At 65.1% G+C, this 16425-nt stretch carries 19 protein-coding genes; 7 read left to right on the top strand and 12 right to left on the bottom strand.

Going from position 1 to position 16425, the window contains the following annotated elements; translation table 11 throughout:
• Positions 1-30: 30 nt before the first annotated feature.
• The 3 genes from FFS30_RS06120 to FFS30_RS06110 form a co-directional block, all read right to left on the bottom strand.
• Positions 31-330, bottom strand: a complete 300-nt coding sequence (locus FFS30_RS06120; protein WP_137912183.1) for a hypothetical protein — start codon at positions 328-330, stop codon at positions 31-33.
• A 5-nt stretch (positions 331-335) separates the two neighbouring features.
• Positions 336-659 carry a heavy metal-binding domain-containing protein gene (locus FFS30_RS06115; protein WP_137912182.1) on the bottom strand — a complete coding sequence of 108 codons (324 nt, stop codon included), beginning with the start codon at positions 657-659 and terminating at the stop codon, positions 336-338.
• Positions 660-790: 131 nt separating this feature from the next.
• Positions 791-1141: an NIPSNAP family protein gene (locus FFS30_RS06110; RefSeq protein ID WP_137912181.1), complete on the bottom strand. Its 351-nt coding sequence runs from the start codon at positions 1139-1141 to the stop codon at positions 791-793.
• 104 nt (positions 1142-1245) lie between these two features.
• Between FFS30_RS06110 and FFS30_RS06105 the strand changes: the two genes are divergently transcribed.
• Positions 1246-1935, top strand: a complete 690-nt coding sequence (locus tag FFS30_RS06105) for a helix-turn-helix transcriptional regulator (RefSeq protein WP_137912180.1) — start codon at positions 1246-1248, stop codon at positions 1933-1935.
• A gap of 316 nt (positions 1936-2251) precedes the next feature.
• Here FFS30_RS06105 and FFS30_RS06095 read toward each other — a convergent pair whose 3' ends face one another.
• Both FFS30_RS06095 and rpsU read right to left on the bottom strand, forming a co-directional pair.
• On the bottom strand, positions 2252-2704 hold the full coding sequence (locus FFS30_RS06095) for a GatB/YqeY domain-containing protein (RefSeq protein ID WP_137912179.1): 453 nt from the start codon (positions 2702-2704) through the stop codon (positions 2252-2254).
• 220 nt (positions 2705-2924) lie between these two features.
• Entirely contained in the window at positions 2925-3140 is a 216-nt protein-coding gene (rpsU, locus tag FFS30_RS06090; RefSeq protein ID WP_137912178.1) for a 30S ribosomal protein S21, read from the bottom strand.
• Positions 3141-3225: 85 nt separating this feature from the next.
• Between rpsU and tsaD the strand changes: the two genes are divergently transcribed.
• The 4 genes from tsaD to FFS30_RS06070 all read left to right on the top strand — a co-directional run bounded on the left by tsaD (position 3226) and on the right by FFS30_RS06070 (position 6322).
• The gene (gene tsaD, locus FFS30_RS06085; protein ID WP_137912177.1) at positions 3226-4245 is read left to right on the top strand and encodes a tRNA (adenosine(37)-N6)-threonylcarbamoyltransferase complex transferase subunit TsaD; all 1020 of its coding nucleotides are present in this window, start codon (positions 3226-3228) and stop codon (positions 4243-4245) included.
• Between the two features lie 282 nt (positions 4246-4527).
• Entirely contained in the window at positions 4528-4890 is a 363-nt protein-coding gene (folB, locus tag FFS30_RS06080; protein WP_137912176.1) for a dihydroneopterin aldolase, read from the top strand.
• Positions 4887-5369, top strand: coding sequence for a 2-amino-4-hydroxy-6-hydroxymethyldihydropteridine diphosphokinase (folK, locus tag FFS30_RS06075; RefSeq protein WP_137912175.1), 483 nt, complete (start codon positions 4887-4889; stop codon positions 5367-5369). Before folB ends, folK begins: the two co-directional genes overlap by 4 nt.
• An 83-nt stretch (positions 5370-5452) precedes the next feature.
• The gene (locus FFS30_RS06070; RefSeq protein WP_137912174.1) at positions 5453-6322 is read left to right on the top strand and encodes a DUF6159 family protein; all 870 of its coding nucleotides are present in this window, start codon (positions 5453-5455) and stop codon (positions 6320-6322) included.
• Positions 6323-6332: 10 nt separating this feature from the next.
• Here the strand turns inward: FFS30_RS06070 and FFS30_RS06065 are convergent, their stop codons facing one another.
• Positions 6333-7082, bottom strand: coding sequence for a pteridine reductase (locus FFS30_RS06065; RefSeq protein ID WP_137912173.1), 750 nt, complete (start codon positions 7080-7082; stop codon positions 6333-6335).
• 108 nt (positions 7083-7190) lie between these two features.
• Here FFS30_RS06065 and FFS30_RS06060 point away from each other — a divergent pair, with 108 nt between their 5' ends.
• Complete coding sequence (locus FFS30_RS06060) at positions 7191-8333, top strand: SAM-dependent methyltransferase (RefSeq protein ID WP_137912172.1); 1143 nt, start codon at positions 7191-7193, stop codon at positions 8331-8333.
• A 393-nt stretch (positions 8334-8726) separates the two neighbouring features.
• On the opposite strand, the gene FFS30_RS06055 is transcribed toward FFS30_RS06060, so the two are convergent.
• The 6 genes from FFS30_RS06055 to FFS30_RS06030 all read right to left on the bottom strand — a co-directional run bounded on the left by FFS30_RS06055 (position 8727) and on the right by FFS30_RS06030 (position 15602).
• A complete protein-coding gene (locus FFS30_RS06055) occupies positions 8727-9956 on the bottom strand; it encodes a multifunctional CCA addition/repair protein (protein WP_137912171.1) in 1230 nt (409 codons plus the stop codon).
• Between the two features lie 243 nt (positions 9957-10199).
• Positions 10200-12215: a transglycosylase SLT domain-containing protein gene (locus FFS30_RS06050; protein ID WP_137912170.1), complete on the bottom strand. Its 2016-nt coding sequence runs from the start codon at positions 12213-12215 to the stop codon at positions 10200-10202.
• 238 nt (positions 12216-12453) lie between these two features.
• On the bottom strand, positions 12454-13203 hold the full coding sequence (locus FFS30_RS06045; protein WP_137912169.1) for an endonuclease/exonuclease/phosphatase family protein: 750 nt from the start codon (positions 13201-13203) through the stop codon (positions 12454-12456).
• 190 nt (positions 13204-13393) lie between these two features.
• A complete protein-coding gene (locus tag FFS30_RS06040; protein WP_137912168.1) occupies positions 13394-14116 on the bottom strand; it encodes a thiol:disulfide interchange protein DsbA/DsbL in 723 nt (240 codons plus the stop codon).
• A gap of 32 nt (positions 14117-14148) precedes the next feature.
• Positions 14149-14844, bottom strand: coding sequence for a thiol:disulfide interchange protein DsbA/DsbL (locus tag FFS30_RS06035; protein ID WP_137912167.1), 696 nt, complete (start codon positions 14842-14844; stop codon positions 14149-14151).
• 125 nt (positions 14845-14969) lie between these two features.
• Positions 14970-15602 (bottom strand): c-type cytochrome, encoded by a 633-nt coding sequence (locus FFS30_RS06030; protein WP_249352201.1) that lies wholly within the window; start codon positions 15600-15602, stop codon positions 14970-14972.
• Positions 15603-15746: 144 nt separating this feature from the next.
• On the opposite strand from FFS30_RS06030, the gene yihA reads away from it, so the two are divergent.
• Positions 15747-16349, top strand: coding sequence for a ribosome biogenesis GTP-binding protein YihA/YsxC (yihA, locus tag FFS30_RS06025; protein ID WP_137912165.1), 603 nt, complete (start codon positions 15747-15749; stop codon positions 16347-16349).
• Positions 16350-16425 lie beyond the last annotated feature (76 nt).

Below are 16425 nucleotides of genomic sequence, written 5' to 3'. Positions count from 1 at the left end.
CGAAGGAAATACCGCAGACGACGTGTCGCGCTACTTCGGATTCGCTGCGAGGTAATGCCGCTCGCCGCTGGCGGCATCGAAATAGACCGCGGTCAGCACGCCGGTTTCCGGATCGACGAAGCGCTCGCCGGTGTCCTTCCAGCGCGGGTCCGGGGCGGCGTGCGCAATGCTCTTGTAGCGCCAGCGTTCGATCGCCAGGCCGATCATCAAAAACAGTCCGCCGATGATCAACTGCGGCACGAAGATGACGAACAGGCCGCCGAACAAGGCGATGACCGTGCCGGCCACGACGAGCAGACCGCCGAGCAACATGGCGAGCGTCGAGAGCACGTCGCTCAGGCGCTTCGTTCGAGCACGACGGCGGTGCCGTAGGCGACGATTTCGCTCATCGTCTCGGCGAGTTCGCCCGAATCGAAGCGCATCATGACGACGCCGTTCGCGCCCATCGCGGCGGCATTCGCGGTCATGCGATCGATCGCGTGGCGCCGCGCTTCCTCGAGCATCTGCGTGTACTCAGGAATTTCCCCGCCGACGATCGAGCGCAGGCTCGCCATGAAGTTGCCGCCGATGCCGCGGCTGCGCACGACCACGCCGAATACCTGGCCCTTGGTCTCTTTGACGCGATGCCCGGCGACGTTCTCGGTGGTGGCGATGATCATGCGCGTTCCCCTGGTATTTGCGGATAGGGGCAGTATCGCATGAGCCCCATGACCGACGCGCGCGCGGCGGCGTAAGCGTAGTTGTCGCGGCGGCCGATCGCAGGCCGCGGGCGTTGCCGCAGAAGTCGCGCTTAGCGCGGCGGCGCCGGCTTGTTCGACGCCGGCCGGTGCAGCGTGCTGTCGATGTTCTGCAGAAACGTGCGTTCCTCGCGCACGATGAAGCGCTTCTCCTGCGAGAACAGAAAGTTCGCGCGCGCATCCGGGTCGCTTCTGAGGCGTGCCCGATAGGCTTCGTAGGCGGCCAGGGTTTCGCACGAAATCAGGCCCCAGGCCACGTCGTTCGTGCCCTCGTACGGAATGAAGTAGCCGACCAGGTCGCCGCCGCAGCGCGGGATGATGGTGGCCCATTTCTCGGCGTATTCGGCAAACTGCGCGCGCTGGAACGGATCGATCTGATAGCGGATGAAGCAGGTGATGCTCATGCGGGTCTCCGTGACGGTTGCGCAGCGACGATAGCGCGGCCGCGACGGTGCATGGTTCGACGCGGATCGAACCATGCCGGGCGCGATCGTGGCAGTATCGGCGCATGCGCGAAGAGCCCAATATCGTCGTCATCGCCGCCTTGATCGGCGATCCGGTGCGCGCGCAATTGCTGATGGCTCTGATGGACGGGCGTGCGCTGACCGCGACCGAACTCGCGCGTGTCGGCGGCGTGACCAAGCAGACTGCGAGTTCGCATCTGCGCCGCCTTTGCGAGGCACGCCTGCTCGCTGTCGAAGCACAGGGGCGGCATCGTTATTTCCGCCTCGGCGATCGTGTCGTCGCGCAGTTGCTCGAACAATTATCGAGCCTGTCGACGCGCCTGGGAGCGCCGTCGCAGCAACGCTGCGGTCCGAGCGATCCTGCGTTGCGCCATGCGCGCGTCTGTTACGACCATCTCGCCGGCGATCTCGGCGTGGAGATGTTCGAGCAGCTCGTCCCGCGTTACTTCGTCGAGCCGCAGCACGGCTTGCGGCCGAATGCGCGCGGCGTGCGCTTCTTCGGCGATTTCGGCATCGACGTCGAAGCGCTCGCGGCGCAGAAACGCGCGCTGTGCCGCACCTGCCTGGACTGGAGCGCGCGGCGCCATCACCTCGCCGGATCGCTCGGCGCGGCCCTGCTCGATCGATTCTTCGCCCTCGGCTGGGCGCGCCGCGCCCGGCAGTCGCGTGCGGTGCTGTTTACCGCCGACGGTGAAAGAGAGTTGCGCGACCTATTGCGCCGCGGGCGCAAATGAAAAAGCCGGGCAAGCCCGGCTTCGTTTTCAATCTCTAAAAGTAGTCGTCGCGTTCGGCGCCGTCGAAACGGCCGAGACGCAGGCAGCAATTCCTTAAACCTCCGCATCGAACCGCAAGGGCACGGATCGTTGCGGCCGAGCTTTTCCAGCAGCTCTTTGTCCCCGTGTACGACGCGATAGCCTCGTTTGACCCGGGTTTCCGAGGGATAGCCTTTGCGACGCTTACTGATGACCTCGAAAGCAATCGCGGTCGTGGAGCTTGGCGTAGTGTTTCATGGCACGTCTCCTTGCAGTGCTCCTCGCGGAGCGAAATCGATCAGCCGAGCGTCGCGAGCTTGGCTTTGACCAGCTCCGACAGCTTGCCCATGTCGGTGCGCCCGGCGACCTTGGGCTTGACCAGGCCCATGACCTTGCCCATGTCCTTGGCGCCGGTCGCGCCCGATTCGGCGATCGCGGCGGCGATGGCCGCATCGACTTCCTCGGCGCTGAGCTGGGCCGGCAGGTAATGCTGGATCACGCCGACTTCGAATTTCTCCTTGTCGGCGAGATCGGTGCGGCCGGCGGCCTCGAACTGGGTGATCGAGTCGCGGCGCTGCTTGAGCATTTTTTCGAGCACGCCGAGCACGGTCGCGTCGTCGAGGACGATGCGCTCGTCGACTTCGCGCTGCTTGATCGCGGCGTTGATCAGGCGGATGACTTCCAGGCGCGGGCGGTCGCCGGACTTCATCGCGGTTTTCATGTCGTCGGTAAGCTGGGCTTTGAGGGTCATGGCAAATCCTTGTCTCCCCTTCTCCCCGCGGAAGAAGGTGGCGCGAAGCGCCGGATGAGGGAAGGGGCTCTCAGGGCAGTAGCGTCGCCGAATCGCGCGAGGCTTTCCCTTGTGCCCCCTTCCGGGCACCTTCTCCCGCCGGGGGAGAAGAAAAACAAAAACGGCCGGTCACGTGGGTACGCGACCGGCCGTCTTGAAAGACGCTTGTTACGTCAGCAGATCAGTACAGACGCTGGCGCTTGGTCACGTCGCGCGACACACGGCGCAGATGGCGCTTCACCGCCGCGGCGGCCTTACGCTTGCGTTCCTGGGTCGGCTTTTCGTAGAACTCGCGCTTGCGGGTCTCGGCCAGGACGCCGGCCTTTTCGCAAGTGCGCTTGAAGCGGCGCAGAGCGAACTCAAAAGGCTCGTTCTCGCGAACTTTGACGCTGGGCATGTAAACTCCGAGTCGAATGATTGCCCATACTGGGCGAAGAGCCGCGCATTTTAACGTGAATACCGAATCAAACGCAATCCCTGTCTTGCGCCCCGTTCTCGGGGTCGAAACCTCGTGCGACGAAACCGGCGTGGCCGTCTATGACGTACGCGGCGGTCTGCTGGCGCATACGCTCTACAGCCAGATCAAGATGCACGCGGATTATGGCGGCGTCGTGCCCGAGCTGGCCAGCCGCGACCACGTGCGCAAGCTGCTGCCGCTGATCCGCGAAACCCTGCGCAAGGCCGGCATGAGCCTGCGTGACCTCGGCGGCGTGGCCTACACTTCCGGCCCCGGCCTCGTCGGTGCCCTGCTGGTCGGCGCGGCCTGCGCTCGCTCGCTGGCCTGGGCGCTCGACGTACCCGCGATCGGCGTCCACCACATGGAAGGACACTTGCTTGCGCCGATGCTCGAAGCCGATCCGCCAGAGCCGCCGTATGTGGCCCTGCTCGTCTCGGGCGGCCATTCGATGCTGATCGAGGTCAGCGGCATCGGCGCCTACCGTCTGCTCGGCGACACCCTCGACGACGCCGCCGGCGAAGCCTTCGACAAGACCGCCAAACTGATGGGCCTGCCGTATCCGGGCGGCCCGGCGCTGGCCAAACTGGCCGAATCGGGCGAGCCGGGGCGGTTCAAATTCTCGCGGCCGATGACCGACCGGCCGGGCCTCGACTTCAGTTTCTCCGGGCTGAAAACCCAGGTGCTGCTCGCCTATCAGGCGAATGCGCAGGCGCCGGGCGCCAAGGCCGATATCGCGCGCGGCTTCGAGGAGGCGATCGTCGATACGCTGGCGATCAAGTGCCGCCGCGCGCTCGCGCAGACCGGCGCGCGCCGGCTGGTCATCGCCGGCGGCGTTGGTGCGAACAAGCGCCTGCGCGCGCAGCTGGCCGAAGCCGCCGAACGCGAAGGTTTCCGCGTCTACTTCCCGCGCCCCGAGTTCTGCACCGACAACGGCGCGATGATCGCGTTGGCCGGCGCGTTGCGCCTCGAAGCGGGCTTGCGCGAAGGGCCGCAGATCAAAGTCGCGCCGCGCTGGGATCTGGAAAGCCTCGCCGCGATCGGCTGATCTTTCGATGTCATTCCAGGTCATTCCAGCGCAAGCTGGAATCCAGCCTTTGCCGTTCACCTGATGCAAAAAGAGCTGGATGACCAGCCCTGCGGCTGTTGAAAGCCCTGCTTGCGCTGGAATGACGAGCTTTATACTTTCACCGTTCACCGTTCACCGTTCACCGTTCACCGTTCACCGTTCACCGTTCACCGTTCACCGTTCACCGTTCACCGCTCACCGCTCACCGCTCACCGCTCACCGCTCACCGCTCACCGCTCACCGCTCACCGCTCACGACCCAATGGATACAGTTTTCATCGAAGACCTGCGCATCGAAACCGTCATCGGCATCTACGACTGGGAGCGCAAAATCCGCCAAGTCGTCGCTCTCGATCTGGAAATGGCCTTCGACAACCGCAAGCCGGCCGCGACCGACCGCATCGACGACACGCTCGACTACAAGGCTGTGTCGAAGCGCCTTATCGCCTTCGTCGAAGGCGCCCATTTCGAGCTCGTCGAAACCCTGGCCGAACGCTGCGCGGAAATCGTGCTGAGCGAGTTCAAGGTGCCCTGGCTGCGCCTGAAGCTGGCCAAGCCCGGCGCAGTGCGTGGTGCGAAATCGGTCGGCGTCGTCATCGAGCGCGGCAGCAAGCCCGCCGCATGAGCCGTGCTTACCTGAGCCTCGGCTCGAATCTCGAACCGGAAAAGAACCTGCGAGCGGCACTCGCCGAACTGCGTGCGCGCTTCGGCGCCATCGTTGTTTCGCCGGCGTATCGCTGCAAGGCGGTCGGCTTCGACGGGCCGGATTTCTTCAATCTCGCCGTCGCGATCGACACCGATCTCGAACCCGTCGCGCTGAACGACTGGCTGCATGCGCTCGAAGACCGTCAAGGCCGCCGCCGCGACGTGCCGCGCTTCTCTTCGCGCACGCTCGACGTCGACATCGTGCTCTACGACGATCTCGTGATGCAGGGCGAAGGCCATCTCGAACTGCCGCGGTCCGAATTGAAGCACGCCTTCGTGCTCAAACCGCTCGTCGATATCGCGCCCGACGCGGTGCATCCGATTTCCGGCAAAACTCTGGCGACGCTCTGGGCCGAGCATGCGCCGGCCGACGAGTCGATACGGCCGGTAAGCCTGTAGCCGCGAAACGTGACTTGCCCCGCTTTACCGCAGCGCGCGGCGATGCTACAAAACCGCTGGCGACCAACCTGGGGAGTGAGGTGATGTTCGAGAAACTTTCGCGCAGCTGGATCCTGGTCAAGGCCAGCGCCGCGGTACTCAAAGAAGACAAGAAACTGCTCGTCTATCCGGCTTTGTCGGCGGTGTGCACGGTGATCGTGGCGGCGAGCTTCTTCGTGCCTGCCGCGTTTGCAGGCGTGTTCACGCGCAATATGGGCGACCATCTGACACCGGGCCGCGCACTGCTGCTGTTCGCGTTCTATCTCGTGCAGTACTCGGTCATCATTTTCTTCAATTCGGCCCTGGTCGCAGCGGCGTTGATCCGCCTGCGCGGCGGCGAGCCGACGCTGGCCGATGGCTTCAACGCGGCGAAGGCGCGCCTGCCGGCGATCCTCGGCTACGCGGCGATCGCGGCGACGGTCGGCATGATCCTGCGCTCACTGCAGGAACGCGCGGGATTCATCGGCCGCTGGGTCATCGGCCTGATCGGCATGGCCTGGTCGCTGGCGACGTTTCTCGTCGTGCCGATCCTGGTCAATAGCGACGTCGGCCCGGTCGATGCGATCAAGCACAGCGCCGAATTGCTCAAGCGCACTTGGGGTGAGAACCTGCTCGGCAACGTCGGCATCGGCGTCGTCTTCGGTCTGCTCAGTGTCGTTGTGGTCCTGGTCGGTGTGCTGCTCGTGATCCCGGCGATCGGTTCGCAGTCCGCCGTCGCGATCGGCGCGGTATGTGCCCTGATCGTGCTCGCGGTGATCCTGATCGCGCTCGTGCAGTCCGCACTGCAAGGCATCTATGCCGCGGCGATCTATCGCTATGCCGAGGAAGGTGCCACCAGCCCGGGATTCGACCAGGCCCTGATCGCGAACGCGTTCCAGCCGAAGCAGCAGGACGGCATTTTCCGCAACCGCTGACGCGGCGCGGTTAGACGACGAGTTCGCGGCCGCCGTCGACGCTGAGAATCTGCCCGGTCGTGAACTTCGCCTCACGCAGCAGGAACAGCGCGGCGGTGGCGACGTCGGCGGGCGTGCCGATGCGGCCGAGCGGCGTGCGCGCCAGCAGATCGGACTGATCGGCGGCGGCCTTGCCCGATGCGGGCCAGAGGATCGCGCCGGGCGCGATCGCGTTCACGCGCACGTCGGGCGCGAGTTCGCGCGCGAGCGCACGCGTCATCGCAGCCAGCGCCGCCTTGGCCATCGAATAGACCGGATGCTGCGCGAGCGGGTGCTGCGCGTAGATATCGACGATGCTGACGATGCTGCCGCGCGCGCTGCGCAAATGCGGCGCCGCGGCCTGAGCGAGAAAGAACGGTGCCTGCGCATTGCTCGCAAACAACTCATTCCATTGTTGGACGGCAACGCTGCCGATCGGGGTCGGATAGAACGTGGACGCGTTGTTGACGATGCCATCGAGGCGGCCGTAGCGGGCAACGACGGAGTCGATCAGCTTCGGCAGGTTTTCGATCTCGGCCAGCTCAGCCTGCAGCGCCAGCGTGCTGTTCGCGCGCTGCGCTTCGAGTTCGGCGCTCAGCGCATCCATCTCTTCGCGCGAACGGCGGTAATGCAGCGCAAGATCGTAGCCGGCATCGTGCAGCGTGCGTGCGATCACTGCGCCGACGCGCTTGGCGGCGCCAGTGATCAGAACGACGGGGCGTTCGTTTTTGACTGCGTTCATTGCCTCGTTCCCTCAGGATACCGGTATGCTTTTGCTTGCGCGGCGGTGCGACAAATCGCGTCACTGCGCAAGGCTCATCCTTTCATGACGATTTTTTCATAGCCGAGCATGCACGTCGAATTGCCAGAACCTACTCCCGACGAACGCGCGCACAGCGAACGCGTCGCCGAACGCATCCGTACCGAGATCGACCGCGCCGGCGGCGCACTCGATTTCGCGCGCTACATGGAACTCGCCTTGTACGCGCCGGGACTCGGATACTACAGCGCGGGCACGACGAAATTCGGTGCCGCGGGCGACTTCGTTACCGCGCCCGAGCTGGGTTCGGTGTTCGCGCGCTGTCTCGCACGCGCGCTGGCGCCCGAGTTGCGCAATGGCAACGCCGACTCTGGACGCGACCTTGTGGAACTTGGCCCCGGCACCGCGGCGCTTGCCGCGGAACTGCTGCTCGAGCTGGAGCGTCTCGATGCGCTGCCGGCCCGCTACCGCTTGCTCGAACGCAGCGCTGACCTGCGTGCGCGGCAGCGCGATACGCTCGCTGCGCGCTGTGCGCATCTCGCCGATCGCGTCGACTGGCTCGATGCGCCGCCCGACACGCCGTGGCGCGGAGCCTTGATCGCGAACGAAGTGATCGACGCGCTGCCGGTGCGTGCGTTTGCCCTGCGCGACGAAGGTTTGTCCGCGCGTGCGGTGGCTTTCGATGAAGATGGACGTTTCGTCTGGCGCGAAGCGGCTGCGGATGCGGCACTGCAAGCCGCGGTTGAGCGCGCGCTCGGCGAACGGCTCGCGGATTTGCCGCGACCGTATCTCTCCGAAATCTGCGTCCTGCTCGATCCCTGGCTAGACGAGGTGACGCGCACGCTCGAAAACGGCAGCGCGTGGTTTATCGACTACGGCTATGCGCATGGCGACTACTACGATCCGTCGCGCCACGCGGGCACATTGCGCTGCCACTATCGCCACCGCGCGCACAATGATCCGCTGATTCTGCCGGGTTTGCAGGACATCACGGCGTGGGTCGATTTCGATGCGCTCGCGCGCGCGTCTGCAAAGGCAGGACTGCGCGTGGCGGAACACGCCACGCAGGCTCAGTTCCTGATCGCCAACGGCCTCGACGAGGTATTCGCACAGGCGTACGAGAATGCGGCCGACGAAGCCTCTCGCTATGCGCTCGCGCAGCAGGTAAAGCGTTTGACCTTGCCGAGCGAGATGGGCGAGAAGTTTCGTGTGATGCGCTTGGAGAAGCGTTGACCACGGATCACCACGGATAAGAGCCGATCGGCACAGATCAAGAAATGCTCTGTGCGGAAAATGCACCATTCGCGTCGATCCGTGTTCTTTGCCGTCCTTCCGTGTAAATCCGTGGTCAACTTCTCTTGAAGAAGCGTTGACCGCGGATCAGCACGGATAAGAGCCGATCGACACGGATCAGGAAATGCGCGTGTGGAAAATGCACTATCCGTGTCGATCCGTGTTCTTTGCGGTCCTTCCGTGTAAATCCGTGGTCAATTGCTCTCGGAAAAGCGTTGACCACGGATCACCACGGATAAGAGCCGATTGGCACGGATCAAGAAAGCTCTGTGCGGAAAATGCACCATTCGTGTCGATCCGTGTTCTTTGTCGTTCTTCAGTGTAAATCCGTGGTCAACCGCTCTCGCTTTTCAAGTTCGAGATCGCATCAACGCGCGCCCGGCGTATCGCATCGCCGACCGCTGGGCCCTGCAGGCCAAGGTCAACGAACGTTTTCGCGTTGACCTTGGCTGCGGCAGCGAAGGCGCGGCGCAGATAGTCACCCTGCGGATAGGCGGATTCGCTAAGGCCCTTGCGCCCGCGCTTGTCTGCCTCGCAAGTGGTAAGGAATTGCTCGACGCGCTCGGGTTTGCGGAATGCGTCGAGTTGTTCGAACACGCCGAGTACGGTGGCGGGTTTCAATTCGAGCGCCGTGTGCGCGAGCAGGTGCAGTTTGCAGACGAGCAGAGCGAGCGCCGCGTATTCGGTCGGCACCTTGAGCCGCGCATTCATCGCCTCGATCGGCGCGAGCCCGCGATGTTCGTGGCCGATGTGTTTGGGCAGAACGTCCTGTGGCGTCAGCGCTTTGCCGAGGTCGTGCACGAGCGCGCAGTAACCGATCAGGGCATTGCCCGGAGCGAGGTGCGCGGCCATGTCGACGACGAGTTCGATATGCACGCCGGTGTCGATTTCGGGGTGGAATTCGGCGCGCTGCGGCACGCCGTAAAGTGCATCGACCTCGGCAAAAAGCACGCGCAGCGCGCCGGTATCGCGCAAAGCGCGCACGAACGCGCTCGGCGTCTTCTCGCTCAACGCCTTCTGCGTCTCGGCCCAGACCCGTTCGGGCACGAGATGATCGACTTCGCCGTCGGCGACCATGCCGCGCATCAGCGCGATTGTTTCATCGGCGATGCGGAAACCGCGATCGGCGTAGCGCGCGGCGAAGCGCGCCACGCGCAGCACGCGCACGGGGTCTTCGGCGAATGCGGGCGAGACGTGACGCAGGATTTTCGCTTCGAGGTCGCGCACGCCGCCGAACGGATCGATCAGGCCGCCGTGTTCGTCTTCTGCGATCGCGTTGATGGTGAGATCGCGGCGGCGCAGGTCGTCTTCGAGCGTCACGCTGGCCGCGGTGTCGAACGCGAACGCGTGATAGCCGCGCCCGGTCTTGCGTTCGGTGCGTGCGAGCGCGTACTCCTCGTGCGTCTGCGGATGCAGAAACACGGGGAAGTCCTTGCCGACCGGCTTGTAGCCGGCGCGCAGCATGTCGTCCGGCGTCGCGCCGACGACGACGTAGTCGCGATCCTTGACGGGGATGCCGAGCAGGCGGTCGCGCACCGCGCCGCCGACGAGATAGACGTTCATGCGCGCATTATGCGCGACGTCTGGTCGATTCCGACAAGGACTCGTTGGCCGCGCCGTGCCGACGCCGGAGCTGATCGGCGGCACCAGTTCGCCGAGCAGCGCAGTGCCGAACGGTGTGGTTGCAGTTGCGCGGGCCGGGCCACGACGGATCGAGGCACACGTGGTGCGGCGGCACAGCATCCACGCCCACGGAACCGCATCATGCAGGCGATGAGACAGCGGGCGAAGTCGTAAATCGCGCCCCTACGGTGCGTGGGCGTCTTTCGCGGCGGGACAGGTCACCGCCTTGCGCACAGCTTTCTCGCCGGGCGGCTCGTAGGTCTGGCCGATGCGCGGCAGGCGCGAGGACAGCGGCAGGGTCGAGCCGTTCAAGCGCCAATCGTAGATCACGCTGAACGCGAGCACGCGCGAAACGTATTCGCGCGTTTCCTTGTACGGGATCGTCTCGATGAAGAAATCGGGATCGAGGTTGTCACGTGCGTTGACCCATTTATCGACCGGCACCGGTCCGGCGTTGTACGCGGCGCTGCCGAGCCAGGGGCTTCCGTCGAAGCGCGCGGCGACTTTGCCGAGATAGACGGTGCCGAGGCGGATGTTGGTGTCGGGATCGAACAGGTCGCTCGCGCCGCTGTACGACACGCCTTCGGCGGCGGCGAGCTGTTTGGCCGTGCCGGGCAGAAGCTGCATAAGGCCGTAGGCGTTCGCGCCGGAGCGCGCGTCGCTGGTCCATGCGCTTTCGGCGCGGATGATCGCATAGGCCCACGCCGGTTCAACGCCGCCGTTCTTCGCGTCGCGCAGAATCTGGTCCTTGCGCGCAAGCGGGAAGCGCAAAGTATACAAACGCATGTCGTCGCCCTGGGTGAAGGCGTAGACGGCGCGGTCGAGCCAGCCCTGCTTCGAGGCGAGTGCGATTGCCTGGCGGCGCTGTTCGGTGTCGAGCCCGCTCTGGGCGAAATCCCATTCGCGGCGCGCTTCGCTGAGCCGGTCGATGGCGAAGAACTCGAATGCGCGTGCGAGGTTGCGGTCTTTGCGCAGCGCGGCTTCGGCGTTCTTGTCGCTCGGCAACTCGTTGCTGCAGATCGTGTAGCCCGCGTCGATCTGGTCGGCGGCGAGAAAGCCGAAGAAATTCGCTTCGCCCGAAAGCGAGCGGAACAGCGCGTTCGCTTCGTCCTTGCGATTGAGCTTCGCGAGCACGCGGCCGCGCAGATAGCGCCAGCGCGAATCCTCGCGCTGACTCGTGGGCATGATGTCGAGCGCAGCGAGCGTCGCCTTGAAATCGCCCGCCGCGAGCGCCGAACGCACGCGCCATTCACGCGTCGCGTCGTCGGCAAGGTCGGCAGGCAGCGCGGTCAGGCGCGCGAACGCATCGGGCGAATAGCTCGACGCGCGATACAGCGCGATCGTACGCAGCGCGCGACCCTGCTGATTTTTATCGAAGTGGAATTGGGTACTCAGCGCCGACCATTTCGCATCGGCAGTGTCCGCATCGCGCTTGGCGAGGCGTTCGACGGCGATGGCGATCGCATCGCGCGAGCGCGGCGTATCGGGCCAACCGTTCGCCTGCTTGAGTGCGGCGCCCGGATCGCGCAGGGCGAGGGCGATATGTTCGGCCGCGGTCTTGTCGGCGCCGTCGAGCAGTGGCGCGAGCGAGGCGACCACGCCGGCATTCGCGGCCTTGCCCGAAGCGAGTTCGATGCGCTGCCAGACCAGCGCCGGGGTCAGCTTGCCCTGCGCGCGCGCCCAGCTCGTCGCTGCGTCGCAGGCGTCGGGCAGCGTGTTGGCGCTGAGCCAGAGCGATTGATAGTCCTTGGCGAAATCGATTTTCTGGCCGAGCGCGAGCTTCGCCTGCAGCGCGTTGCAGCGCAGTTCGCGATTGCGCGTGTCTTCGTCGTAGAGCGCGAGATAGTTTTTCCAGTCCTGGCGCTTCGCCAGTTCGGGCAGATAGGTTTCGCGCAGGATCGTCGCCGGCAGCGAATCGGGCCACGCCTTGAGAAAGGCCGCGGCTTCGTCGGGTTTGACGTCCTTGACGCGGCGCTGCATCGAGGCGAGGCCGAGATACGGATAGAGCGGATACGTCTCCAGGCCAGAGGCGAGCTTGGCCCAGCTGCCGGTCGGATCGCGCTTGGCCAGCTCCCACACGGCTGGGAACTGTTCGCGCTGGCGCACGAGTTCGGCGCTGTCGGCGACGGCGGCCGTGGAAACCGCGACCAGGCAGGGCAGGGAGAGAAGACGGATGGCGAGGGACGTTCGGCGAATCATGTGCAGAGGAATCAGGAGATGAGTTCGATGTGTTTCGGGACAGCTCAATGAACTTCAAGCAAACGCCGAAGTTCCGGACGGCGCGGCCGGCGCAGCTTTTGCGGCTGATGTAGATACTGGCCTGTGTATTGCGCTGATCCTATTGTAATTCTCGGGGCGTTGTCGTCGTCTGCATGACTGCGATCGATCGACGATGAGCGATGCCGGGTATGCGCGCAGCAGTCATCCGCGAATGCGTTCAACGCCCCGGCGGCAGGCGCAGCGGCGCCGGCAAGCGCACCTCGGCGGCGATCGGCAAATGATCGGAAACCGCATGCGGCACGGTGTACACGGACTCGATCTGCATTTTTTCCGAGACGAGGATATGGTCGATCGCGCGCCGCGGCCGCCAGCTCGGAAAAGTCGGCGGCGGCGTGCCATGCGCCGGGGTCAGTCCCGTGCGGCGCAGCAACTGGGTCATTTCCGGACTGTCGAGCGCGCAATTGAAGTCGCCCATCAACACGGCGTGCGGGCTCGCCCAGATCAGGTCGGCGATGAAATTGAGCTGGCGCGCGCGCGACTGCGGGCCGAGCGACAGGTGCACGACGACCACGATCAAGTCGGCGCCGTCGAGGTCGAAGCGTACCCACATCGCGCCGCGTCCCGGAATGCGGCTCGGCAGTGCATAGTCGCGCACTTCGGCGGGCTTGAGCCGCGTCAGCAGGCCGTTGCTCGATGCGGCGAACTGCGCGATCTTGCGGTTCGGCTGGTGGCTCCAGTACGGGAATCCTGCGCCTTCGGCGAGGTATTCGGTCTGATTGAGAAAGCCCGAGCGCAGCGAGCCGGCATCGGCTTCCTGCAAACCGACAATGTCGAAACCGGCGAGCAGAGCGGCGAAGCGGTCGAGATTCTCGCGCTTGCTGCGCATCGGCAGCACCTGCTTCCAGCCCTCGGTGACATAGTGCCGGTACTTGCGCACGCTGCCGCCCGCGAGGATGTTGCAGCTCATGATCCGCAGGCGCGAGTCTGCGGATGCGGATTTGTCGGCGGGGGTTTTTACGACGGCGGACACACCGCGAGCCTACGGCGCGGGCGTGACGATCGCAAGAAGGCGATCACGAGGCGCTGTGCACGCGGGCGCGATTCACGGCGCCCGGCCTTTGCTCGATGCGAGGAAACGGGTTCGATAAATCGAACGCTTACTTGGCGCTTTCCTGCTTGACCAGCATCAGGGCGATGTCGAGCGCTTCCTTCGGTCCGATATTTTTCTCGGCGCTCATCTCGACGCGGTACTTGCCGTTGATCACCAGCGTCGGCGTCGAGCCGACGCCGTAGGAAGTGACGAGGCGGTTGCCGTTCGCGATCTGGCTGTCGATGACGAAGGAGTTGGCCGTGGCGAGGAACGACTTCGGATCCGCGCCGTACTTGCTGTAGAAGTTCGCGAGCGAGTCGATCGAATACAGCGGCTGGTGCTCGGTGTGCAGCGCTTCGAACAGGGCGACGTGAGTCTTGTCGAGCAGGCCGAGCGCACGCGCCGTGTAGAACGCCCGCGCGAACGGCTCCCACTGCGGATTGAACACGGCCGGGATCAGAACGATCTGCGCGTTCGCCGGCAGCTTGGCCTTGAGTTCGTCCATCGTCGGCTGGAAGTGCGCGCAGTGCGGGCAGGCGTAGGAGAACACTTCGGCGACTTCGACCTTGTCGCCGGTCGAGGTCGGCACGCGCGGATCGATCAAATAGTAGTCGGAGCCGAGCTGCCATTCGCGCGCCGGCGTAGCAGCCGAAGCGGCCGTCGCCGCAGCAGGCGCAGCCGGCGTGCTCGCGGCATTCTTCGCGGCCGGAGCGGCGGTCGCGCTCTTGTCGCCGTTGCAGGCGGACACTGCGAGCATGGCGAGGAACAGGAAGGCAAGGCGTTTGAACATGGCGGCTCCGGATACGACGTGGGCGTGAGGGCTTACTTGGCGCTTGCGGCCTGCTGGATCAGATACAGCGTCAACGGCACGACTTTGTCTTCGCCGCCGGCCGAGCCGGGGTTGAAACGATACTTGCCGCCGACGACGATGGTCGGCGTCGAGTCGGTCATCGTCGCCTTGAGGAAGGCGTCGGCGCGTTTCATCTTCGCATTGATCGCAAACGAATTCGCCGTCGCGACGAAATCTTCGGCCTTGACGCCGTACTGCGCATAGAACTTCGCCGCGTCTTCGATCGACGGCAGCGGCTTCTTCAGCGTGCGTCCGTCGGGGTTCATGATCGCGAGCGGGGCATTCGGCTTCCACACCGCATCGAACATCGCGTCGTGCGATTTTTCCGCGATGCCGAGCGTCACCGCGGTCAGATAGGCGCGCTGGAACATCGGCCAGTCTTCGCTCGGATTGAACGAGGCCGGCACGAAGTTCATCACCGCGTTCGGCGGCAGCGCCTTCTTGAGCTTGTTGATCGTCGGGTAGAAGAAGTTGCAGGCCGGGCAGCCGTAGGAAAACACTTCGGTGACTTCGATCTTGCCGTCACCCGATTCACTCGGCACGGTCGGCTCGACGACGAAATAATGAGTGCCTTCTTTCCAGGCCGGAGCGGCGGCGGGTGCCTGCGCCTGGGCGAGCGGGGCGATAACGGCGGAAGCGAAAAGCGCGGTCAGCAGACGGGCGAACATGAAGATTCCTTTGCAGCAATAACGAAATGGCACCGCCGATACGACCGGCGGTGCCACGGGATACTGACGCTGGCCGGCGCGGAAAGTTTCCGCCGGCGTCCTGCTCCGGCGAGAACCGGAATGGACTACTTCGCGACTTCGGCCGTCTTCGGCGTCGCCGCGTGCAGGCCTTCGATGTAGCTCGCGAGCGCGGCGATGTCGGCGTCGCTGAGCGGCTTGGCCACGCTGGTCATGATCTTGCCGTGCTCGTCGTCGGTGAACGGCTGGCCGTCGCGGAACGCCTTGAGCTTGGCCGTGGTGTAGTCGGCGAACTGACCGCCGAGCTGCGGATACATCGCGCCCGGATTGCCGCGGCCGTCCGGCCCGTGGCAGGCCATGCAGGCCGGGGTGCGGCTGTCGGCGTTGCCGCCGCGGTACAGCGCCTGTCCGCGCGCGACCAGGGTCTGGTCGGCGACGCCGGGCAGCGAGGTCTTGGTCGCGTAGAATGCGCCGATGTCGTGCATATCCTGCAGGCTCAGGTTGGCGACGAAGCCGACCATGACCGGGTTCTGGCGCTTGCCGGTTTTGATCAGATCGGTCTGGCGCGCGATGTAGTTTTCGCCCTGGCCGGCGAGTTTCGGATACTGCGCCATGGCCGGATTGCCGTCGGCGCCGTGGCAGGCGCCGCAGGTGGCTGCCTTGGCCGCGCCGGCCGTGGCGTCGCCGACGATGGGCTTGTCCGCGGCCTGCGCCACGCCCGCACCGAGCAGGACAGCCATGCCAATCACGTACCGAAAGCTCATACACTTCACTCCGAAGAAAGCGCAACGATGCCGGCGCAGCGGCGAACCCCAGCCGGCAGGCGTAACCGACGAATTATCTCAGCCGCGCTTGGCGGCGGTCAAACCCGTGAACATCAGACCATGAAGCACAATCCTTTCCGCGCCGCCGCTTTTCTCACCAGTGCCGCCGAATTGCGCCAGATGCCGGCGGATTCGGGGGCCGAGATCGCCTTTGCCGGGCGGTCCAACGCGGGCAAGTCGAGCGCGCTCAACGCGATCTGCGACCAGTCGGGCCTCGCGCGCACCTCGAAGACGCCCGGGCGCACGCAGTTGCTCAACGTCTTCGCGATCGACGACGGGCGCCGCCTCGTCGACCTGCCGGGCTACGGCTACGCCAAGGTGCCCGAGGCGATGCGCGAGCGCTGGCGCGCGGTGATCGACCGCTATCTGCGCGAGCGCGAATCGCTGCACGGCGTGGTTCTGATCGTCGACAGCCGCCATCCGCTCAAAGAATTCGACCGCCAGATGCTCGCCTACTGCCAGGACATCGGCCTCGCCTGCCACGTGCTGCTGACCAAGGCCGACAAGCTCGCGCGCAGCGAGGCGGCGCGCACGCTCGCCCTGGTGCACAAGGAGATCGTCGCCTCCGGATCGGACGCGACCGCGCAGCTGTTCTCCGCGCAGAACAAGGTCGGCCTCGACGAAGCGCGCACGGCCTTGACCGCGTTGCTGTCACGGAACTGATACGCTGCGGCGTAAGTTTGTCGCGGTTGCGGGGGTCTTTTGTTCCGGGGCTTCGCCCCTATCTGCCTTTGCGGTC

Origin of the sequence: Rudaea sp. 3F27F6 (genome assembly GCF_005503555.1) — a bacterium.
Classification (GTDB): Bacteria; Pseudomonadota; Gammaproteobacteria; order Xanthomonadales; family Rhodanobacteraceae; genus Rudaea.
The sequence above is the reverse complement of the archived record's forward strand: the minus strand, read 5'-3'. Positions and strand labels throughout refer to the sequence as shown.